Origin of the sequence: Bacillus sp. BK450 (assembly GCF_004364885.1) — a bacterium.
GTDB classification, from domain to species: domain Bacteria; phylum Bacillota; class Bacilli; order Bacillales; family Bacillaceae; genus Bacillus; species Bacillus safensis.
In genome coordinates this window covers 906,169-927,971 of the sequence record NZ_SOBQ01000001.1, presented here as the reverse complement: position 1 = coordinate 927,971, position 21,803 = coordinate 906,169, and the positions used below count along the sequence as shown (strand labels likewise).

The 21,803-nt window shown below is 42.9% G+C and carries 17 protein-coding genes; 16 read left to right on the top strand and 1 reads right to left on the bottom strand.

Features of this window, described 5'->3' with window-relative positions:
* The first annotated feature begins 22 nt into the window (after positions 1-22).
* Positions 23-2,926 carry a 5'-nucleotidase C-terminal domain-containing protein gene (locus tag EV579_RS04800; protein WP_133744041.1) on the top strand — a complete coding sequence of 968 codons (2,904 nt, stop codon included), beginning with the start codon at positions 23-25 and terminating at the stop codon, positions 2,924-2,926.
* A gap of 46 nt (positions 2,927-2,972) precedes the next feature.
* Entirely contained in the window at positions 2,973-3,539 is a 567-nt protein-coding gene (locus tag EV579_RS04795; protein ID WP_024425312.1) for a class D sortase, read from the top strand.
* Between the two features lie 36 nt (positions 3,540-3,575).
* Here the strand turns inward: EV579_RS04795 and EV579_RS04790 are convergent, their stop codons facing one another.
* The gene (locus EV579_RS04790) at positions 3,576-4,484 is read right to left on the bottom strand and encodes an RluA family pseudouridine synthase (RefSeq protein WP_133744040.1); all 909 of its coding nucleotides are present in this window, start codon (positions 4,482-4,484) and stop codon (positions 3,576-3,578) included.
* A 109-nt stretch (positions 4,485-4,593) separates the two neighbouring features.
* Here EV579_RS04790 and EV579_RS04785 point away from each other — a divergent pair, with 109 nt between their 5' ends.
* The 14 genes from EV579_RS04785 (at position 4,594) to EV579_RS04720 (ending at position 21,405) form a co-directional block, all read left to right on the top strand.
* Entirely contained in the window at positions 4,594-4,941 is a 348-nt protein-coding gene (locus EV579_RS04785) for a DUF5365 family protein (RefSeq protein ID WP_024425310.1), read from the top strand.
* Between the two features lie 310 nt (positions 4,942-5,251).
* Positions 5,252-5,917: an HAD family hydrolase gene (locus EV579_RS04780; protein WP_024425309.1), complete on the top strand. Its 666-nt coding sequence runs from the start codon at positions 5,252-5,254 to the stop codon at positions 5,915-5,917.
* Between the two features lie 15 nt (positions 5,918-5,932).
* Entirely contained in the window at positions 5,933-7,471 is a 1,539-nt protein-coding gene (locus EV579_RS04775) for a bifunctional GNAT family N-acetyltransferase/carbon-nitrogen hydrolase family protein (protein WP_060699425.1), read from the top strand.
* Positions 7,472-7,819: 348 nt separating this feature from the next.
* Positions 7,820-8,236, top strand: coding sequence for a VOC family protein (locus tag EV579_RS04770; protein WP_024425308.1), 417 nt, complete (start codon positions 7,820-7,822; stop codon positions 8,234-8,236).
* Between the two features lie 80 nt (positions 8,237-8,316).
* On the top strand, positions 8,317-9,234 hold the full coding sequence (locus tag EV579_RS04765) for an AEC family transporter (protein ID WP_024425307.1): 918 nt from the start codon (positions 8,317-8,319) through the stop codon (positions 9,232-9,234).
* Between the two features lie 33 nt (positions 9,235-9,267).
* Positions 9,268-10,860 carry a PucR family transcriptional regulator gene (locus EV579_RS04760; RefSeq protein WP_133744039.1) on the top strand — a complete coding sequence of 531 codons (1,593 nt, stop codon included), beginning with the start codon at positions 9,268-9,270 and terminating at the stop codon, positions 10,858-10,860.
* 255 nt (positions 10,861-11,115) lie between these two features.
* Positions 11,116-12,456 carry an aspartate aminotransferase family protein gene (locus tag EV579_RS04755; protein WP_133744038.1) on the top strand — a complete coding sequence of 447 codons (1,341 nt, stop codon included), beginning with the start codon at positions 11,116-11,118 and terminating at the stop codon, positions 12,454-12,456.
* A gap of 159 nt (positions 12,457-12,615) precedes the next feature.
* Positions 12,616-13,173, top strand: coding sequence for a glycerol-3-phosphate responsive antiterminator (locus EV579_RS04750; protein ID WP_024425304.1), 558 nt, complete (start codon positions 12,616-12,618; stop codon positions 13,171-13,173).
* 215 nt (positions 13,174-13,388) lie between these two features.
* Positions 13,389-14,204 carry an MIP/aquaporin family protein gene (locus EV579_RS04745; RefSeq protein WP_044333639.1) on the top strand — a complete coding sequence of 272 codons (816 nt, stop codon included), beginning with the start codon at positions 13,389-13,391 and terminating at the stop codon, positions 14,202-14,204.
* A 15-nt stretch (positions 14,205-14,219) separates the two neighbouring features.
* Entirely contained in the window at positions 14,220-15,716 is a 1,497-nt protein-coding gene (gene glpK / locus EV579_RS04740) for a glycerol kinase GlpK (RefSeq protein WP_073204478.1), read from the top strand.
* 139 nt (positions 15,717-15,855) lie between these two features.
* A complete protein-coding gene (glpD, locus tag EV579_RS04735; protein ID WP_024426602.1) occupies positions 15,856-17,517 on the top strand; it encodes a glycerol-3-phosphate dehydrogenase in 1,662 nt (553 codons plus the stop codon).
* A gap of 194 nt (positions 17,518-17,711) precedes the next feature.
* On the top strand, positions 17,712-19,457 hold the full coding sequence (locus tag EV579_RS04730; RefSeq protein WP_133744037.1) for a phospho-sugar mutase: 1,746 nt from the start codon (positions 17,712-17,714) through the stop codon (positions 19,455-19,457).
* A 155-nt stretch (positions 19,458-19,612) separates the two neighbouring features.
* Positions 19,613-20,758: a GAF domain-containing sensor histidine kinase gene (locus EV579_RS04725; protein ID WP_133744036.1), complete on the top strand. Its 1,146-nt coding sequence runs from the start codon at positions 19,613-19,615 to the stop codon at positions 20,756-20,758.
* Positions 20,755-21,405: a response regulator gene (locus EV579_RS04720; RefSeq protein ID WP_024425298.1), complete on the top strand. Its 651-nt coding sequence runs from the start codon at positions 20,755-20,757 to the stop codon at positions 21,403-21,405. The genes EV579_RS04725 and EV579_RS04720 overlap by 4 nt, the downstream gene beginning before the upstream one ends.
* Positions 21,406-21,803: the final 398 nt, after the last annotated feature.

The following is a 21,803-nucleotide window of genomic DNA, read 5'->3' as shown; positions in this document are numbered from 1 at the left end:
AAGCTCGGAAGGGGAGGGTCTAATGAAACGTGTTCGATCCATTCGAATGATCTGCTGTCTGGTTTTAGTGATCTTTAGTCTGCAATCCTTAATGCCTGGCATGATCACAGCAGAACAAGCCATTGCGTCTGAAAAGAAGGAAACGGTTTGGAACCAAAAGAAGCCAATGAAAATCAAGAAAGCCCGTCAGCTGATTGGAGAGACGGTGACAGTGAGTGGAATTGTGACAGCAGACCAATCGGCTATAGGCAATGGGAAACTGTCAACGTACATTCAAGACAAATCAGCTGGAATCAATATTTATTCAGCACAGCAAAGCAATTTCCCAGAACTAAAAGCAGGCATGAAGGTGACAGTAACGGGGAAGATCACGTCTTATAAAGGACTGATTGAAATTGTGCCGGATCGAGACCGTCTGAAGATCGATGGTGTGAATCAAACTTTGCCAAAACCGAAGCGAGTCTCCGTGAAACAACTAGAAACGGATCAGGCACGTAAACATGAAGGAAAACTTGTGAAGGTCAAAGGCTATGTTGAATCAAAACCAGAGCAGCCGGCTGGTGGTGGATACAATGTAGTGATCATTGATAAAAAATATCACAGCACCATCCTTAGAGTGATGGTGGATACAAGTGCCATTGATGAAGTAAAGACAGGGAAATGGTATGAGTTTACAGGAGTGTTAAGCAGATATGATACGCTGCAGGTGCTTCCAAGACACAAAGGTGATATCAGTCTGCTGAAACGCCAGCCAAAGCCGCCAAAAATGAAGAAAGAATACGAGGCAACGGTTGACCGGGTGGTAGATGGAGATACGATTCATTTAAAGAAGCCTGTGCTTGGTACAACAAAGGTGCGTTTTGTGAATATGGACACGCCGGAAACGTATCATAAGCCAAAAAATGAATTAGATCAAAACCAGCTGCGTTTTGGACAAAAGGCGGCGGACTATTTAAATACGCTTCTTTCAAGCGGAGATAAAGTCACATTAAAGATTGGTCCTGAAGCGAAGGACGCCTATGGACGTCTTTTAGCTCAAGTGAAAACCAAAAAAGGGGTTAATACGAATTTAGAGCTTGTGAAAAAAGGATATGCCCCTACGTATTTCATCTGGCCGGTTGGAGATGAAAAGGACTATCAGATGTTCCAAAAAGCTGTCAAAGAGGCAAAAGAAAAAGGGCTGGGCATATGGAACGAAGCGGACCCGCTGCTGGAACAGCCGTTTGAATTTAGAGCACGTGAACAGAAAAAAGGACTGACACGCTACGTCGGTGATTCATCAGCGAAAACGTACGTATCGCCTGACAGCTGGAAAGAAATCGCTGTAGATAAACGCATCTTTTTTGCTTCAAAAGAAGAAGCAGAACAGGCTGGCTATCAGCCGGCAGAGGAAGCTGGGGAAGTCCCGTTAACCATTTTAAGCATGAATGATTTACACGGAAAAATTGATCAACAATACGAACTGGATCTAAAAGGTGATGGCAATAAAGGGACGTACGGACGGATGGATTATGTGGCGGCTTATATGAAACAAAAACAAGCAGCAAACAAAAATACGATTACAGTCCATGCTGGAGATATGATTGGTGGCAGCTCTCCAATATCGTCTCTTCTGCAAGATGAACCAACAGTTGAACTTATGGAGAACATTGGCTTTGATGTTGGCACGGTCGGCAACCATGAATTTGATGAAGGGGTGGACGAGCTATTACGTATCATAAATGGCGGAGATCATCCTAAAGGCACAAAGGGATATGACGGGCAGAATTTTCCGCTCGTTTGTGCAAACTGTGAATACAAGGATACAGGCAAACCACTTTTACCTGCTTATGAAATCATGGATGTCGAGGGAATTCCTGTAGCATTTATCGGTGTTGTAACAAAGTCAGCCGCAGGAATGGTCATGCCAGAAGGGATTAAAGACATTCAGTTTACAGATGAAGTCAAAGCCGTAAATGAAGCTGCTAAGGAACTAAAACAAAAAGGGATCAAAGCCATTGCGGTCTTAGCTCATATGACGGCCTCGCAAAATGGAGATACCATCACTGGAGAAAGTGCGAAACTTGCCAAAGAAGGCGATGATGAAATTGATGTCATCTTTGCAGGGCATAATCACGAAGTGGTAAACGGAGAGGTCAATGGGAAATTAATTGTTCAAGCCTTTGAATATGGGAAGGCCATTGGTGAGGTCAATGTAACACTTGACCGCAAAACGAAAGATATTGTCAAAAAGAGTGCAAATATCCAGTACGTAGACCAATCTGGTATTGAAAAGGACAAGGAAGCAGCCGGCATCCTAGCTCATTACGGGAAAGAAGTTGAGCCGATTATTAGTGAGGTAGTTGGAGAAGCTGGTATCAAAATGGAAGGCGGCTATTCAAATGATGGAGACACGCCGCTCGGTAATTTGATTGCTGATGGCATGAGGTATTCTATGAAAAGTGATTTTGCCATGATGAATGGCGGCGGCATCAGACAAAACCTTGAAAAAGGGCCGATTACGTGGGGAGATCTGTTTAATATTCAGCCTTTCGGCAACGTATTAGTTAAACTTGAGATTAAGGGGAAAGACTTGGCTGAGATCATTGAAGCGCAAATTTCTCCTCAATTTGGACCAGATTATAGCATTTCGGGCTTTTCATATTCCTATGATCCGGTAACATATAAAGTAGTCGACTTAAAGCTGCCAGATGGATCAGCCGTTGCGCTCGATCAAACATATACACTCACCGTGAATAACTTTATGGCAACTGCCACTGGCAGTAAATATGCACCGATAGGAAGGCTTGGGAAAAATCCTGAAACAGGTCCAGAGGATTTAGAAGCCACTGTCGCTTTTGTGAAGAGCTTTGAAGGGGCTTCCATTGTGTATCAAAAAGAGGGACGCATTCAAAAAGCAAAACAAGAAGAAAAAGCAGCAAGCTAAAGAGCGTATCATCTAAGAGAAATGTAACAGGTAAAGGAGTTTAAGCATGAAAAAGTGGCTTGCACTTACTGTGATGACAGCAGGAATTGTCTTGCTAGGCTGGGGAATTTGGCAAATCGCCTCTACACACCTTCAAACAGCACAATCATTAGAAGACGCGAAGAAAGCGGTAGCGGACGATCAAAGGATGTCAAAAAAGCAGTTTTCTCCTGAAGTGGGGAAAGCCTCTGGCATCCTGACGATTCCGAAATTAAAAGCAGACCTTCCCATTGTCGAAGGGACAGATGCGGATGATCTTGCCAAAGGAGTCGGGCATTACAAAGGCAGTTATTACCCTGATCAAAAGGGACAAATCGTCCTATCTGGCCATCGTGACACGGTATTTCGCCGAACAGGTGAATTGAATATTGGCGATCAGCTGAAAATCACTGTGCCGTATGGTGAGTTTGTTTATGAAATCACACATACGAAAATCGTGGATCAGCATGATACATCCATTATTACTTTGCAGAATAAAAAGGAAGAGCTCGTGTTAACGACATGCTATCCATTTCATTTCGTCGGCAATGCACCAGAGCGGTACATTATTTATGCAAAAAGAGCATCTGTATAAAGAAAAAGAGCCTGCATTAAACAGCAGGCTCTTTTTTTAATGGATGATCTCGTCCATGAGCTGAGCCATATCTAGTGGAAGCGGTGCTTCTATGCTCAGTTGCTCACCTGTAAAAGGATGTGTCATCTCTACTTGTTTGGCATGGAGAGCGCATCTGTTGATATGATGGCGAGCTCCGCCATAAAGTTTATCTCCGGCTAAAGGGTGCCCAAGACTGCTAAGATGGACTCGAATTTGATGTGTTCTTCCCGTCTCAAGTTGCAGCTTGACGGCTGTCATTTGCAGGCGTTTATTGATGTTCATGACCTGAAAGTGAGTGACAGCACTTTGACCAGTAGGAGAGATTCTTCGTCTGACGGCATGATGCTTGTCACGGCCAATCGCTGCCTCGATAGTGCCTTTCTTTTTCTTGAAAAGTCCTTCTGCGATAGCGATGTAGGTTCGGCTGATCGTTTTTTTAGAAAGCATTTGATCAAGCGCAGCATGAGCTAATCTGTGTTTAGCAAAAATGACCGTGCCGCTTGTGTCTTGATCGAGTCTGTGAATATGTCTCACTCGCTTTTCCTCGCCATTTGCTTGAAAATGAAAGGCTACAAGGTTTGCCAGTGTGCCCGTTTGTCCCTTTTCATTCGGGTGCGTTGGTCGTCCAGCGGGCTTTTGCACAATCAATAAGTGCTCGTCCTCAAAGAGTACCTCTAATTCACCATATTCTGGCGTCACATCACTTTCTTCCGTTTCAAATAAATCGATCAGGATGTGATCGCCTGTACTGACTTTTGCCGCGTGATGGGCAGGCTTTTGATTTAAACGTATTTTTTGATGCTCCATCCAAAAATGGATAATTGGTTTTGAGGCCGACACGGCTGTTTTTAAAAACTGACTCAGTGAAGTGTCATGATCCTGCTCACCTGCTTTTAGCGAGAGCGTGTGTCCGTTAATGTTCATGATATTCGTTCCTCTCTTTGGGTATATATAGGAAACACTTACCTTGGCGAACGCCTTTTTTTCTGTGCTATTCTGAATGGAGAAATAACGACAGAGAGGTAGATGTCACGTGAGAATAATGAAAGCTGCTACAGACCTGCAAGAGCAGGCAATTGAAGAAATATCAAAGGATGTTGAAGATCTTCTATCCCATGCTGTCGGTGAAAACCCAGCTGCGCGTCAACAAGAACGCCCGCTGACCTTTGTTGAAGGGGTTTATAACGGAACGATGGACGATGCTTTTCGTATTTTATCGGGACTTCAGCTATTACATACCATTATTGTAAAACCTAAACGCCATATTACAAAACGTGATCGTGAGCTATTCGAGCGAAACCGTGAGCAGGTCAATGCATGCGGCTTTTCTTTTCCGTTTGATTTAGACGATTTTGCCAGCCGCCGTCTTCAAAATGCGTAAAAGTTGGTGTGAACTTCCTTGTTAACTTACAAGGCTGCCGCACATACTATTTTTAAGGGAACGGAGAAACCTTTAGATCTGTAATACCAAACCCGCTCTTTTTCAACATTGCCTATTTCTCCACGAATCGGAGCGCTTGGATCTCTTGCAGAATAAACCGAACACGGGTAGGAGCCTGACAAAATGGTACAGGCTCCTTTTATACATAATTATTTTAGCAGACATTCATCTTTGAAAGTCAATTTTATTCACGATATGATAGCATTGAGTATCATATTAAAGACTTTCGTAAAAAAAAGGAGTGGCCTCGTTGGTAAAGGCGATTATATTTGATTTTGACGGATTAATTTTAGATACAGAAACACATGAATATGAAGTTTTACAAGAAATGTTTGCAGAGCATGAGTCGGAGCTGCCTCTTTCTGTATGGGGCAACGTCATCGGGACGCAGGCAGGCTTTAAGCCTTTTGAATACTTAGAAAAGCAGCTAGGAAAGACTCTCGATCATGAGGCACTCACAGCGGACCGGCGTTCTCGTTTTCAAAAGAGAATGAAGGATGAATCAGCACGACCTGGTGTAGAAGCTTATTTACAGGCAGCGAAGGAGCTTGGAATTAAGATTGGACTTGCTTCCAGCTCAGACTATAAATGGGTGTCTGATCACCTGAAGCAAATTGGTCTTTTCGATTACTTTGAATGTATTCGCACGTCAGATGATGTGGAAGAAGTCAAACCAAATCCAGAGCTTTATTTGCAAACCGCAAGCTGCTTAGGTGTAGAGCCAAAGGATTGTGTGGCATTTGAGGATTCAGTGAATGGATCAATTGCTGCCAAACGCGCAGGCATGAAATGCGTCATCGTCCCAAACAAAGTGACGAGCACGCTGCAGTTTGAAGAATATGATGTCAGATTAGAATCCATGGCTGAAATCGAATTGCTCCAGCTATTCCATCAGCTTGAAAAAGAGGATCAGTAAGGGGGCAAAAACATCATGGCAGAAAAACTCGATTTAACGCGGTTTGAAAAAAGAATGGTGATTCGTAATATCCGGGAAGAAGATATTGACCGCATCATCGCCTTGCAGGAGATATGCTTTCCGGGCATGGACCCTTGGAAACGAGAGCACCTTGAAAGCCATCTTGAGCATTTCCCAGAAGGTCAGTTTTGTGCTGAATTTGAGGGAGAAATCATTGGCTCTTGTTCAAGTTTATTAATTAACTTTGATGAATACGATGACCGTCATACTTGGCAGGACATCACAGATGATGGGTACATCACAAACCATAATCCAGATGGGATGAATATGTATGGAATTGAAGTGATGGTTAGTCCTGAATACCGCCGCATGAAAATTGGCCATCGTTTATATGAAGCAAGAAAAGACTTAGCGAGAAGATTAAATTTAAAAAGCATCATCATTGGCGGACGCATCCCGAATTATCATAAATACCAAGAGGAAATGACGCCTCGTCAATATGTGGAGCAGGTCATGCTTCACCAAATTTATGATCCTGTTTTATCTTTTCAGCTGTTAAATGAATTCAGCCTCATGCGGATCAATCCGAATTACTTGCCGGACGATAAGGCATCGAGCACATATGCTACGTTAATGGAATGGAACAATGTTGATTATCGTCCGCAATCGAAGAGATATTATAAATCGGCATTCCCAGTTCGTATTTGCGTCATTCAATATGCGATGAAACAAATTCATTCCTTCGAGGAATTCATGAATCAGGTGGAGTATTATGTTGATGTCGCATCAGATGCGTCAGCTGACTTTGCCGTATTCCCAGAAATTTTTACAACGCAGCTCATGTCTTACTTAGAGGAGCGCTCCCCAAGTCTTGCAGTACAAAGGATCACAGAATATACCGAGGACTACATTAATTTGTTCACAGACCTTTCTGTGAAGTACAACATTAACATCATTGGCGGATCCCATTTCGTTGAAGAGGAAGGGAAAATCTACAATATCGCTTATTTATTTAGACGTGATGGAACAATTGAAAAGCAATATAAGCTCCATATCACACCGAATGAAAGAAAATGGTGGGGGATTTCAGCAGGTGATCAGGTTCGGGTATTTGATACAGACTGTGGTAAAATTGCGATCCAAATTTGCTACGATATTGAATTTCCTGAGCTTGCTCGGATTGCAGCTGATAAAGGAGCGAAAATTATTTTTACTCCGTTCTGTACAGAAGACCGCCAAGGCTATTTAAGAGTGCGTTACTGTGCACAGGCTAGAGCGGTTGAAAACCAGATTTATACCGTTATCTCAGGAACTGTCGGAAACCTTCCGCAAACCGAAAATATGGATGTCCAATATGCACAGTCAGCGATTTTTGCCCCATCTGACTTTGAATTTGCAAGAGATGGGATTGTAGGAGAATGTAATCCGAATATAGAAATGGTTGTCGTTGGCGATGTCGATTTAGAAATTTTAAGAAGACAGCGGCAAGATGGAACGGTACGTCAGCTCAAAGACCGAAGAAGAGACGTGTACCATATTGAATATAAGAAATAATGAAAGGAAGCGCCTGTCACAAGGCGCTCCAGCGCACAGACAAACCCTCGCATTCGGTGTCAGGTCTGCGCTCCAGTGCTCACGAATGTTTCATTCGCTCCGCTCCGGTGCTCGACCTTCCTAGACTGCAAAGGTTTTCTATCACGCTGAAAAGAAGCGCCTGTCACAAGGCGCTTTTTTTTTGATTAAGAGACATAGTAGCAGCACGAGCGCTGCTACCTGTTCAAGATTCATCATCATTTTTTGCTTAAATAAGATGGAGAGCTTATTTTTTCATGCAATAAAGGGATGCCGGAGCAAAACCTGAATATACTGAAAGGAGATCATGTGTTCAAAAAGGAGAGGAACATGGGACGACAAGCTAAACATTTGTATATCAATTTACCGGTAAAGCATGTCAAGGAATCAAAGGCTTTTTTTGAGCAGCTGGGTTTTGACTTTCAAGAGCAGCTGACCAATGATCAGGCAGCTTGTTTGGTCATTGGTGACACCATTACGGTCATGCTGTTAACCCATAAGCATTTTCAAACCATCTCAGAAAAACAATTGGTGGATGCAAGGCAGGGATCAGAGGTCATTGTCTCTATGCGGGTTGATTCACGAAAAGAGGTCGATGAGCTGGTGGAGCAGGCGATGGCAGCAGGCGGGTCACCGTTTAAGGAAAAGCAGGATCATGGGTTCATGTACGGTTGGAGCTTTCAGGATCTTGATGGTCATTTGTGGGAAGTGTTCTATTTGGATGAGGAGAGAAGCGGCCTTTCATAAGGGTGCTTCTTTTTTATTGTTTAACAGTGGTATGATTATGAGGAAGAATAGGAATTCATCTAGAGAAAAGTAGGTGCAGCATGGAGTTTTTACTTGTCTTACTGCCAGTGTTCGGTATTTTCCTTATCGGGTATATTGGGCAGAAGGCTATTGGTTTTGACATACATACGCTCTCATCAATGTCTTTATATTTAATGTCACCATTTCTTGCGTTTGAAACCTTTTATCAAAACAAAGTATCGATGGACTATGTGTACCTATCTATTTTTGTCGTCGGACTTTGTCTTTCACTTGTTTTATGTGTCTTTATTTTATCTCGTATTTATGGTTATTCGAAGGAAATGTATTGTGCCATGATTCTGTCGTCAGCATTTATGAACAATGGGAATTACGGCACGCCTGTTGTCCTGCTTGTCTTCGGAGCAGCAGGTTTAGATATTGCCATCGTCTTAATGGTGCTGCAGCAGCTTGTTATGAGTACGATCGGTATGTATTATGCAGCAAAGGGCGGAGAGGATGCAGGGGATGGGAAGGTCGTGCTGAAAAAAGTGCTGCGTATGCCGGTTGCATATGGGGCACTCCTCGGTCTATTATTTCAGCTGATGGATCTTACACTACCTAAAGAGGTGATGACGGGTGTCCAGCTTGTGGGAGATGCCGCCATACCGACGATTATGCTTATTTTAGGCATGCAGCTCGCCGTCATTTCTTTTAAGCAAGTGGATTATCGCAATATTTCTTATGCTGTATTGCTGAAGCTGTTTATTTCACCACTCATCGCATTTGGCTTTACACTCATTTTACCGGTAGATGATCTAGTGAAACAAATTATGATCTTAGTTGCAGCCATGCCGACAGCAGCAAATACCACGCTCATGGCTGTACAATTTCGAACGAAGCCTGAGTTTGTCTCAAGCACGACATTTCTCAGTACCGTTTTAAGCATCGTGACATTACCAGTTTTATTATGGATTTTATCTATGCACCCTCTGGGATAGGGGATAGGCGGCAAAACAAAGGGGGACATATCAATGAATGCAGATGTTCATTTTCAAGTGAGTGATGTGTTGAAAACAAAGTATTTTGCCCATGCAAAAGTGTTAGCAGGAGAAAAGGGATTGTTTCGGCAGGTCAAATGGGTCCATGTGCTAGAAGTGCCTGCTGTAGAAGATTTGTTAAATGGGGGAGAGCTCATCCTAACAACAGCCGCAGGCTTTCATGATCAATTGGATGTGTTTCAAGCATTTTTAAAACAGCTGATCGATTCTGGTGCGGCAGGCTTATGTATTGAATTTGTTCCGCTCAGATTCGATGTGCCGGAAGAACTGATTGCGTATGCAGAAGAAAGAGATTTTCCGCTGATTTTGTTTACAAAAGAAGTGAAATTCGTCAACATCACACAGCATCTCCATACGATGATGATTGAACGCCAGTATCAAATGATGGCTGATCTAGAAGCACTATCATCAAAGCTGAATGAGCTTTTGCTGACTCCCCATCCGCAGATGGATATTTTGGATCAAGTGTATCAGCACGTAAGGGGCATTCTTTTACTCATTCCTGTTCAGGGGGAGCCGATTATTTTATGTGATTCCTCCAAACAAACCGAAGAGATGGTCATGAATTATTTACAGTTTGCTTCCTTGCCAAAAGGATACGAAGTGACCAAAAAAGAAGTGCTTGCACTCAAGCAGACATTTGCAGACCTTGTGCTCATTCATCAAACAAACACACTCTCAGAATTCGAACTGCTCGTAATGGATAAAGGGGCAAATGCTCTTGCCCAGCAAACGCTAAGAGAGCTTTATACAGAAGAGCTGAAGAAGACAAAAGAGAACGAATGGCTGCAAAAATGGTTCCAAGAAGAGCATACAGAAAGAGATATTTTAGAGCATCTTGAAGAAACAGAAGGATTGAAAAAGCCAACCGGCTGTGTGGTGATGCTCTTTCAAAAGCATCATCAAATCGAAGAAATCGCAGGAAATCTATATTTTCTCGTATCGTGCCGCTCTATCTTTCAGCGAGCGGGTTTCCATTTGATTCCTTATGAGCATCAAGGACAAACCTTGTTTATTTTATTGAACACGAGAAAGAAGGATGATTGGAAAGAGCGTGCAGAGAGGGCTGCGAGTGATATCAAACAATTGTATGAGCGCGAGCAGCCCCGCGGAACTGTGATCAATTTTGGCATCGGTCCATATTGTGAACAGTTTCAGCATATGAGAAAAAGCTTTCAAGCAGCCAAAGAAGTGCTGCATTTAAAGAAAGTGATGCCCCAGCGTGTGGAAAGCCCATTTTATCAAGATTTGCATATGCTCCGTCTCATGCCTGTCATGAAGGAAAGCGGACTGCTTGAATGTATGGTGAAAGAGTATTTGGAGCCTGTCATTTTATATGATAAGCAAAATAGCGGAAGACTTTATCAAACGCTGAATATCTTTTTACAGACAAACGGTTCTAAAAAGGAAACTGCAAGCCAGCTCTATATTGTCAGGCAGACGCTTTATCATAGACTAGATAAACTGCAAGCATTGCTTGGCGAGGATATGATGCAGGCACCGAAACGACAGGCGCTTGAATTTGCGATTCTTGCATATGAATTCCTGCAAGGAAATGACCGTTAACGAAGTATGTTAGATTTGCTAAGCATCCGAGTAGAGTGTCTTACCGTTCTTTTCAATCAGTTGACGATCTGTCTAATGTAATGGGCCCGGCCCCTTTTTTATAATGAAAGTAATGGTTGGTTCTCTCTTACGGGCGGCCTAGTTTCAGTTTCATATGCCTCCCTTTTCAGCCATATAATGAATAGAGGGGCAATGTGCTGCTGAAGCGGTTTAAGCTTCTTTAATGATGAAAACGGATACATGGGGGTCGGGAAGATGAAAATACATGAGCAGGCTCAAAATCTTCAGGCGAAAGATGATCAGTTGATCTGGCATCATATGAAAGGGACAAACAAGGAAAATGAAAGCATGGTCATTCACAAGGCAGAAGGCGCATGGGTGACTGATATTCATGGGAATCGCTATTTAGACGGGATGTCAGGTCTTTGGTGTGTAAATGTCGGTTATGGCAGAAAAGAGCTTGCAGAAGCGGCATATGAGCAGCTAAATACAATGCCTTACTATCCGCTGACGCAAAGCCATGTGCCAGCGATTCAGCTGGCTGAAAAGCTAAATGAATGGCTTGGCGGGGACTATGTCATCTTCTTTTCTAACAGCGGTTCTGAAGCCAATGAAGCCGCATTTAAGATCGCCAAACAATATCATGCGCAAAAAGGAGAGAGCACAAGAACAAAGTTCATCTCCAGGTATCGGTCGTATCACGGTAATACCGCAGCAGCTCTTGCTGCAACGGGGCAGGCGCAGCGTAAATATAAATATGAACCATTAGGTCAAGGCTTTATCCATGTCGCACCGCCTGATATGTATCGTCATCCTGAGGATCAAGAGACTTTGGCAAGTGCAGCGGCAATCGATCAAGCCATGACGTGGGAACTAAGTGAGACCATTGCTGGGGTCATTATGGAACCGATTATTACAGGCGGCGGTATCTTAATGCCGCCAAAAGGGTATTTGAAGAAGGTCAAAGACATCTGTGAGGATCATGGAGCGCTTCTCATTGTGGATGAAGTCATCTGCGGCTTTGGCCGGACAGGGAAGCGGTTTGGTTTTATGCATGAAGATGTAAAGCCGGACATCATCACAATGGCAAAAGGGATCACAAGCGGCTATTTACCTCTTTCTGCAACGTGCGTGAAACGAGAAATTTATGAAGCGTACGCAGGGGAAGATACGTATGACAGGCTGCGCCATGTAAATACATTTGGCGGTCATCCTGCTTCCTGTGCGGTTGCCCTTGCCAACCTAGAGATCATGGAAAACGAGAAATTAGTAAAACGGTCTGACACGCTGGGGCAAGACATGCTTAAACGTTTGCAAGAGTTAAAAGAGCATCCATTTGTCGGTGATGTCAGAGGGAAAGGCCTGCTGTTTGGTATTGAACTTGTTCAGGATCAACAGTCTAAAAAACCGGCTGATCCACAGGTGGTCGGTCAATTGATTGCAGAATGTAAAAAACGCGGACTGATCATCGGGAAAAATGGTGATACGGTTGCCGGCTATAATAACGTTGCCCAGCTTGCACCGCCGCTAAATATAACAAATGAAGACGCCTCATTTATTATCAACACGCTAAAAGAAAGCATGGCACAGTTATAGCAGAGAGCTTTCTCTGCTTTTTTCTATGGGAAGAGCACATACGTTAAGATGCTGCTAGGTAAAATCAGCATTGGATACACTAGGTGTATTGAAAAATAGAAGAGATTCTATTACTGTTAGGAGAAGACTGAACCAATACACTTTAGAAGGAGACGGCATATGAGTTTTCATGATCAACCCATTCTACCTGCTGTTCGCAATATGAAGCAATTTGAGGAATTTTTAAAAAGTCCATTTACATATGGGGTCTTACTTGATGTGCATTTAGGCCGGCTAAAGGGCATCATGAATGAGGCAAATGCCCATCATAAAAAAATGTTTGTCCATGTCGATCTCATTCATGGGATCAAACATGATGAGTATGGAACGGAATTTATTTGTCAGGAAATGAAGCCGGCAGGAATTATTTCTACTAGGTCTTCTGTCATAGTAAAAGCCAAGCAAAAAAAGGTATATGCCATTCAGCGAATGTTTTTACTTGATACAAGTGCGATGGAAAAAAGCATGGAGTTCGTAGGAAAACACCGCCCAGATTTTATTGAAGTATTGCCAGGGGTCGTACCGGATTTAATTACAGAAGTGCGCGAGCGAGCTGGGATTCCAATATTTGCAGGCGGGTTTATCCGTACAAAAGAAGACGTAGAAAGAGCGCTTGAAGCAGGAGCTACAGCTGTGACAACATCGAATACAGCCCTTTGGAAAGCGTTCCAAAAGTGAAAAAGATAAAATGTGAAAATTGATTGACAACGTTTTCATCCTCTGATACTATAGCACTAAGTTAATATCATGTGATGGAGAAATGGAGATCCACAACAGCGCTTTACTAGGTGACAAATGACCCTGATGTAAAGTATGTTTGTTGTGGATCTTTTTTCTTTATCTTTTTTTACACATTCATAGGGGATGGCAACTGAACCAGAGGAGGAATTTTCATGACACCATTTTGGGGTGAAGTCGTAGGTACAATGCTTCTCATTATTTTTGGAGGCGGTGTATGTGCGGCAGTCAATTTAAAGAAATCGCTCGCATATCAGTCCGGCTGGATTGTAATCGCTTTCGGATGGGGATTTGCAGTAGCCATAGCAGCTTATGCAACAGGTGGAATCAGCGGAGCACATTTGAATCCAGCACTAACAATTGGGCTTGCGCTAGAAGGAAGTTTTCCTTGGGCTGATGTACCAATGTATATTGCCGGCCAAATGCTTGGCGCATTAATAGGAGCTATTATTGTCTTTTTACATTACTTACCGCACTGGAAAGCAACAGACGATCCAGGTGCAAAGCTGGGTGTATTCTCAACTGGTCCTGCGATTCCGCATACTTTTGCAAACGTACTTAGTGAAGTCATCGGTACATTTGTATTGGTTCTAGGAATCTTAGCGATTGGTGCAAATAAATTCGCAGACGGAATCAATCCGCTGATTGTTGGATTCTTAATTGTTGCAATTGGTCTTTCTTTAGGTGGAACCACTGGTTATGCAATTAATCCTGCACGTGATTTAGGTCCGAGAATTGCACATGCGATTCTGCCGATTCCAGGTAAAGGTCCATCGAATTGGAAGTATGCTTGGGTGCCAGTCGTTGGTCCAATTTTAGGCGGCGCATTTGGCGGTGTTTTCTACAATGCAGCTTTTAAAGCGAACATCACACCAGCCTTTTGGATTGTAAGCGTTATTTTAATTGTGGTATTGTTAGGACTCTATGTCTCTACGAAAAATCAAACAAATGCTGTAAATGAAAGTATGTAAGGGGAGGAAAACACCATGGCAAAAGAAAAATATATTCTCGCTTTAGATCAAGGGACAACAAGTTCAAGAGCGATCTTATTTGATCAAGAAGGCAAAATTGCACATACAGCTCAGAAGGAATTTAATCAATATTTTCCGAACCCAGGCTGGGTAGAACATAATGCAAATGAAATTTGGAGCTCTGTTCTATCCGTCATTTCAACTGCTTTAATTGAATCAGGCATTGAAGCAGATCAAATCGCCGGTATCGGAATTACGAACCAGCGTGAGACAGCTGTTGTTTGGGATAAACATACAGGCGCACCCGTTTATAATGCAATTGTTTGGCAGTCTAGACAAACGTCTGGCATTTGTGAAGAGTTAAAAGCGGAAGGACACAATGAAACGTTTAGAAATAAAACAGGTCTTCTCATTGATGCTTATTTCTCAGGGACAAAAGTAAAATGGATTTTAGACAATGTAGAAGGTGCTCGTGAGAAAGCAGAAAATGGCGACTTGCTGTTTGGCACAATTGATACATGGCTCATTTGGAAGATGACAGGCGGTCAATCACACGTCACAGATTACTCCAACGCGTCAAGAACGTTAATGTTCAACATTTACGATCTGAAATGGGATGAAGAACTACTTGAGATCCTTGGCGTACCTGCTTCTATGCTTCCAGAGGTGAAACCATCTTCACACATCTATGGTGAAACAACAGACTATCACTTCTTCGGCAGAAATATCCCGATTGCAGGAGCGGCGGGAGACCAGCAGTCTGCACTATTCGGTCAGGCTTGCTTTGAAGAAGGAATGGCGAAGAACACGTATGGCACAGGATGTTTCATGTTGATGAATACAGGGGAAAAAGCAATTAAGTCGGATCATGGTTTATTAACAACAATTGCATGGGGCATTGACGGTAAAGTTGAATATGCTTTAGAAGGAAGTATTTTCGTAGCTGGTTCAGCGATTCAGTGGCTGCGCGATGGACTGAGAATGTTTAAAGACTCAAAAGACAGCGAAGCCTATGCGGAGCGCGTTGAGTCAACAGATGGCGTATATGTCGTTCCAGCATTTGTTGGTCTAGGCACACCATACTGGGACAGTGATGTCAGAGGCGCTGTATTCGGATTAACACGCGGTACTTCTAAAGAGCACTTTGTCCGTGCAACGTTAGAATCACTTGCTTATCAAACGAAGGATGTTTTAGATGCGATGGAAAAGGATTCAAACATCTCATTAAAAACTTTGCGTGTGGATGGCGGAGCTGTAAAGAATGATTTCTTAATGGGCTTCCAAAGTGATTTGCTGGATGTACCAGTAGAGCGTCCAGAAATTAATGAAACGACGGCACTCGGTGCGGCCTATCTTGCGGGAATAGCAGTTGGCTTCTGGAACGACCGTTCAGACATTGCAAAACAATGGAACCTTGACAAGCGCTTTGACCCTAAAATGGAAGAGGACAGCCGTGACTCGTTATACAGCGGGTGGAAAAAGGCTGTAAAAGCAGCTCAAGCTTTCAAATAAACCAAAAGTATGGTATACTTCAAGTAAGTTAATAGAACGGTTGGAGAACTGGAGAGACCGCAGGCACCGAAGTGTAGAAATACGCTTTGGGTGTTTGCGGTCTCTTTTTCTTTACCGTACAACATGGGAGGAACAAGAGATGACTTTTTCTAGCTTAGAAAGAGAACAAATGCTGCAGGAAATGACAAAAAAACCATATGATGTGTTTATCATTGGTGGGGGTATAACAGGCGCTGGTACAGCACTTGACGCGGCTTCACGCGGAATGCGTGTCGGTCTTGCAGAAATGCAGGATTTCGCAGCAGGTACGTCTAGCCGCTCAACGAAACTAGTGCACGGCGGACTTCGTTATTTAAAACAATTTGAAGTGAAAATGGTCGCAGAGGTCGGTAAAGAGCGTGCCATTGTATACGAAAATGGTCCTCATGTGACAACGCCAGAATGGATGCTTCTTCCGATGCATAAAGGCGGGACATTTGGTAAGTTTTCAACCTCTATTGGACTTAGAGTGTATGACTTTTTAGCTGGCGTAAAGCATAGCGAACGCAGAAGCATGCTAAGTGCGAAAGAAACACTTGAAAAAGAACCGCTTGTCAAAAAGGACGGCTTAAAAGGCGGCGGCTACTATGTTGAATACCGTACAGATGATGCACGCCTCACAATTGAAGTCATGAAAGAGGCTGTGAAATTCGGAGCGGAAGCGGTCAACTATGCGAAAGTAAAAGAATTTATTTATGATAAAGGCAAAGTGGTTGGTGTTGTCATTGAAGATGTCATGACGCAGAAAACATATGATGTGTATGCGAAGAAGATCGTCAACGCGACAGGTCCATGGGTAGATCAGCTGAGAGACAAGGACCACTCAAAAGAAGGAAAACACTTACAGCATACAAAAGGAATTCACTTAGTATTTGACCAATCGGTCTTCCCATTAAAACAAGCGATTTACTTTGACACGCCTGATAAACGTATGGTCTTTGCCATTCCAAGAGAAGGCAAAACGTACGTTGGAACAACAGATACAGTGTACAAAAAACAGCTGGAACACCCGCGTATGACAAAAGCCGATCGTGACTATGTCATCCAAGCGATTCAGTACATGTTCCCTGACCTCAATATTACAGAAAAAGATGTAGAATCCAACTGGGCCGGTCTTCGTCCGCTCATTCATGAAGAGGGCAAAGACCCTTCAGAAATTTCTCGTAAGGATGAAGTGTGGACATCATCTTCAGGCTTAATCACCATTGCTGGTGGTAAATTAACAGGCTACCGTAAAATGGCTGAGCATATTGTCGATCTAGTACGTGATGGATTGAAACAGGAAACGGGCAAAGATTACGGACCATGTAAAACAAAACATATGCCAATCTCAGGCGGCCATGTAGGCGGATCTAAAAACATGGCAGCCTTTGTTCAAGCGAAAACAGCAGAAGGCGCATCTGTTGGTTTAACAGAACCGATTGCACAAAAACTAGCTGAAAAATATGGTTCAAACGTCAGCAGTGTCTACAAACGAGTAGAGCAGCTTCAAGGGGAAGCAGACAAACGAAACATTCCAGCATATGTGCTGGCAGAGCTTGTCTATGCGATCGAAGAAGAACTAGCTGTAACACCTGTTGATTTCTTTTTAAGAAGAACAGGAAGCCTATTATTTAATATCAATTGGGCAAAAAAATACGCACAGCCTGTTGTTGACTACATGGCAGAGCGTTTTGGCTGGGATGAAGCAGCAAAACAGAAACATCAAACAGAATTAGATCAACTATTCCATGAAGCAGTCGTACCGCTTGATGCTGAATAAAAAGAAGACAAAGGGTTAAAGCAAGATCATTTTAGCCCTTTGTCAACAATCTGAAAGCCGATCATGTATCGGCTTTTTTTATTTGTGCAACATTTTTTCCAACTGCTAATGATATAGCATGACATAAAGGATGATTCCATATAAAATAACAGTAGATGTTATTTTATTGATGATAAGAGCTGGGGAGGACGACCATGAGTTGGAAGACGAATTATGAGCGATGGATCAATGAGAAGCACCTGGATACTGAACTAAAGGAATGGCTGGAGACGCATCAAGATGACCACCAGGCACTTGAAGACTGTTTCTACAAAAACCTTGAGTTCGGCACTGGAGGAATGCGCGGTGAGATTGGTGCAGGCACGAACCGAATGAATGTGTACACTGTTCGTAAAGCATCAGCAGGTCTTGCTGCGTATATTGCGAAACATGGAGAGGATGCAAAAAATAGAGGCGTCGCCATTGCATATGATTCACGCCATAAATCGCCTGAATTTGCGATGGAAGCAGCCAAAACACTTGCTTCACAAGGCATTCAAACGTATGTATTTGATGAATTGCGTCCGACACCAGAGCTCTCCTTTGCGGTTCGTGAGCTGCATGCATTTGCTGGAATCGTCGTGACAGCAAGTCATAATCCACCAGAATATAATGGCTATAAAGTGTATGGTGAAGATGGCGGGCAGCTGCCTCCATTTGAAGCAGATCAAGTCATTCAAGAAGTAGATGCAATTGAAAATGAACTGTCGATTTCAGTTGATTCTGAAGAAACGTTGAAACAGCAAGGGCTGATCAAAATAATCGGAGAAGAAATCGACCATGCTTATATTGAAAAATTAAAAACCATTAGTGTGCACCCTGAGCTGGCACATGAGGTCGATGTCAAAGTCGTGTTTACTCCGCTTCATGGGACAGCCAATCACCCTGTCAGAAACGGGCTGCAGGCTCTTGGATATCAGCATGTCACTGTTGTGCCTGAGCAGGAAAAACCAGATCCACAATTCTCAACAGTGACCTCGCCGAATCCAGAGGAGCATGCAGCATTTGAGTACGCCATCAAGCTTGGTGAAAAACAAAATGCCGATATCCTCATTGCCACAGACCCAGATGCTGACAGGTTAGGCATTGCGGTCAGAGATCATGAAGGAGAATTTACCGTCTTAACAGGCAACCAAACAGGCGCTCTGCTGCTTCATTATTTATTGTCTGAAAAACAAAAGATGGGTCAGCTGCCGCCTCGTCCCGTTGTGATGAAAACCATTGTTACAAGTGAGCTTGGGCGCGCTGTAGCATCAGCTTTTGGTGCCGACACGATAGACACACTCACAGGCTTTAAATTTATTGGAGAAAAAATTAAGCAGTTTGAAAAGAGCGGAGAATACACGTTTCAATTCGGTTATGAAGAGAGCTATGGCTATTTGATCGGTGACTTTGCCCGAGATAAAGATGCGGTGCAAGCGGCACTTTTAGCCGTTGAAGTCGCTGCTTTCTATAAAAAGCAGGGCAAGTCCTTGTACGATGCGCTTGTCGATATTTTCAAGCAGTTTGGATTTTACCGGGAAGGATTAAAGTCGTTAACCTTAAAAGGAAAAGAAGGAGCAGAGCAGATTTCAGCGATCCTTCATACCTTTAGAACAAACCCGCCAGCTGCCATCGCAGGGCAGCGCATCACAGTGATTGAGGATTATCAATCAAGTCAAAGACAACTCGTGGCTGAAAAGAAAGAGGAAACCATTCACCTGCCAGCATCAAATGTGCTGAAATATTTCCTTGAGGATGGTTCGTGGTTCTGCTTAAGACCTTCTGGCACTGAGCCTAAAGTGAAATTTTATATTGCAGTCAAAGGCACGTCTTTAACAGATAGTGAAGAAAAGCTAAAGCATTTGTCAGAAGAAGTGATGAAAGTCGTTTATGATATTGTGGAAGAAACAGCGAAATAACGAAAGACAAGGCCGTCGTGTATGAATACATGATGGCTTTTTCTCAGCCAAAAGGATGAGAAAAAATCATTCTTCTGGAGAAAGAGCGACGAGGGGGCTCATGGTATAATGAGCGTAATAATAAGTGAAGGCTGCAAATGCCGGGGGTAAACAGTATGGGAGAATACCAAGAGAAGGTTGAAACATTAAAAATGTTAAAAGAAATTGCTGAAAAGCTTAATGAAGGCATGGAAATGAAAGAAACGCTCCATGAAGTGCTCCATATGCTGATGGATGTCACAGGCTTTCATTCAGCATGGATTTATTTTATAGAAAAAGACGGGTCATATGAACTGATGGCAGAGGTTTCCTTACCTGAAGCACTTGCAAAGCATCAAAAGCAGCTCATGTGTCAAAATGATTGTTATTGCATCAACCGATATACAAAAGGTTCACTGCAATCAGCCACCAATATTATTAATTGCAAACGGATTGAAACGGCAATAGAAGAAAAGCTTGGGGATACAGAAGGAATTACTCATCATGCGACCGTACCGCTAAAAGCGTGTAAGCGTACGTTCGGCTTATTAAATGTGGCGGCAAAAGGAAAAGTCACGTTTACGCAAGAAGAGCTGAATTTGCTTGAAAGCATTGCACTTCAAATTGGCACCGCCATTCAGCGGATGAAGCTTGTGCAAAATGAACAGCAGCACGCACTTCTGGAAGAAAGAAACCGGCTCGCACATGACTTGCATGATTCTGTCAACCAAATGCTGTTCTCTGTGAGTCTGACGGCTAAGGCTGCACGGCAAATGACAAGTGATCAGAATTTAGGGGAAATGATTGATTTTATTCAGCATTTGTCACAAGACGCTCTGATTGAAATGCGGTCACTCATTTGGCAGCTGAGACCAAGAGGCCTTGAAAAGGGGTTTACGACAGCAATTGAAGAGTATGCACAGCTTTTAGGATTACGCTGCACTTTATCTTTATCAGGCTGTATAGAAATGGATCATTCTCACAATGAAACTTTGTTTCGGGTATGTCAAGAAGCGCTGAATAACTGTCAAAAACATGCGGAAGTAGAAGAAGTCGAGGTCAAGCTTGAGCAATCAAAAGACATGTTGGAGATGAAAATCATTGACCACGGAAAAGGTTTTCAATATGACGAGCAGATGAGCCTTCCTTCACTTGGGCTGAAAGGGATGTCTGACCGCATCCGAAGAGCAGATGGTACATTTTGTATCCATTCAGAGTTAGGTAAAGGAACTACGATTCATGTAAAAGTGCCATTTTCACAAGAAAGGAAGGGATCGTCATGAGAGTTGTCATTGCAGATGATCATCATATTGTGAGAAAAGGGCTTGTGTTTTTCTTGCAGACACAGTCTGATGTGGACATCGTTGGTGAGGCGTCCAATGGGCAAGAGGCATTAGAGGTTGTCAGAGAAACCCGGCCTGACATTGTCTTAATGGATTTGTCTATGCCTGTCATGAATGGCATTGAGGCAACGAAACAAATGACGCTGGAAATGCCGGACTCCCGCATTGTGATCCTGACAAGCTATGCGGATAAAGATTATGTCATTCCCGCCATTCAAGCAGGGGCGAAGGCCTATCAATTAAAGGATGTAGCACCAGAAAAGCTGCTTTCGACCATGATTGAAGTGCAAAATGGCACCTATCAGTTAGATGGTCATATCACGACCTTTCTTGTGCAGCATCTGACAGAGCCAAAAGAGCAGAAATGGGCATTGATGAAAGAGCTCACCAATAGAGAGCGAGATGTCTTATTTGAGATTGCAAAAGGCAAAAGCAACAAAGAAATTGCCTCATCGCTGTTTATTTCTGAAAAGACTGTCAAAACGCACGTATCCCATGTATTATCAAAATTAGAGCTGGCAGATCGAACCCAAGCGGCTCTGTATGCAGTGGATTATCAAAAAAATCAGCCAAAAGAGCTGCTATGACAGACTAAAACTTTTAAGCGCACATTCAATTCAGTGAATTGAATAAAAAAGACCACAGATGTTGGTTATTTGACGTGCCCTTTTGCGTAAAAAGAGAAGCATAAACAGCCTAATTTCTAATAGAAAAACAAATAAAAGACTTGATGAGAGTATGCTCATCAAGTCTTTTTTTATTTTAAAGGAGGTGATGAGCTGGTCAATCAAAGGTGAATGTAAAATCGGAGGGGATCAAGTGGAGGCATATGAATTAGTAAGTGATGACAAATTAGAGCTTTAATAAGCTTGGGATCCATACATTATCTCTAACGCTTCCGTCTATTTCATATCAGCCACTTTATGTTTCCCATCACTGCGCACTGCTAATTGTATGGAAAAGGGAAGGGCTAAAAAAATTCATT

What these genes read in the sequence shown, in the direction of transcription:
- EV579_RS04800 (WP_133744041.1), top strand. Translation starts at nt 23, where the DNA reads ATGAAACGTGTTCGATCCATTCGAATGATCTGCTGTCTGGTTTTAGTG.
- EV579_RS04795 (WP_024425312.1), top strand. Translation starts at nt 2,973, where the DNA reads ATGAAAAAGTGGCTTGCACTTACTGTGATGACAGCAGGAATTGTCTTG.
- EV579_RS04790 (WP_133744040.1), bottom strand. Translation starts at nt 4,484, where the DNA reads ATGAACATTAACGGACACACGCTCTCGCTAAAAGCAGGTGAGCAGGAT.
- EV579_RS04775 (WP_060699425.1), top strand. Translation starts at nt 5,933, where the DNA reads ATGGCAGAAAAACTCGATTTAACGCGGTTTGAAAAAAGAATGGTGATT.
- EV579_RS04770 (WP_024425308.1), top strand. Translation starts at nt 7,820, where the DNA reads ATGGGACGACAAGCTAAACATTTGTATATCAATTTACCGGTAAAGCAT.
- EV579_RS04765 (WP_024425307.1), top strand. Translation starts at nt 8,317, where the DNA reads ATGGAGTTTTTACTTGTCTTACTGCCAGTGTTCGGTATTTTCCTTATC.
- EV579_RS04760 (WP_133744039.1), top strand. Translation starts at nt 9,268, where the DNA reads ATGAATGCAGATGTTCATTTTCAAGTGAGTGATGTGTTGAAAACAAAG.
- EV579_RS04755 (WP_133744038.1), top strand. Translation starts at nt 11,116, where the DNA reads ATGAAAATACATGAGCAGGCTCAAAATCTTCAGGCGAAAGATGATCAG.
- EV579_RS04750 (WP_024425304.1), top strand. Translation starts at nt 12,616, where the DNA reads ATGAGTTTTCATGATCAACCCATTCTACCTGCTGTTCGCAATATGAAG.
- EV579_RS04745 (WP_044333639.1), top strand. Translation starts at nt 13,389, where the DNA reads ATGACACCATTTTGGGGTGAAGTCGTAGGTACAATGCTTCTCATTATT.
- glpK (WP_073204478.1), top strand. Translation starts at nt 14,220, where the DNA reads ATGGCAAAAGAAAAATATATTCTCGCTTTAGATCAAGGGACAACAAGT.
- glpD (WP_024426602.1), top strand. Translation starts at nt 15,856, where the DNA reads ATGACTTTTTCTAGCTTAGAAAGAGAACAAATGCTGCAGGAAATGACA.
- EV579_RS04730 (WP_133744037.1), top strand. Translation starts at nt 17,712, where the DNA reads ATGAGTTGGAAGACGAATTATGAGCGATGGATCAATGAGAAGCACCTG.
- EV579_RS04725 (WP_133744036.1), top strand. Translation starts at nt 19,613, where the DNA reads ATGGGAGAATACCAAGAGAAGGTTGAAACATTAAAAATGTTAAAAGAA.
- EV579_RS04720 (WP_024425298.1), top strand. Translation starts at nt 20,755, where the DNA reads ATGAGAGTTGTCATTGCAGATGATCATCATATTGTGAGAAAAGGGCTT.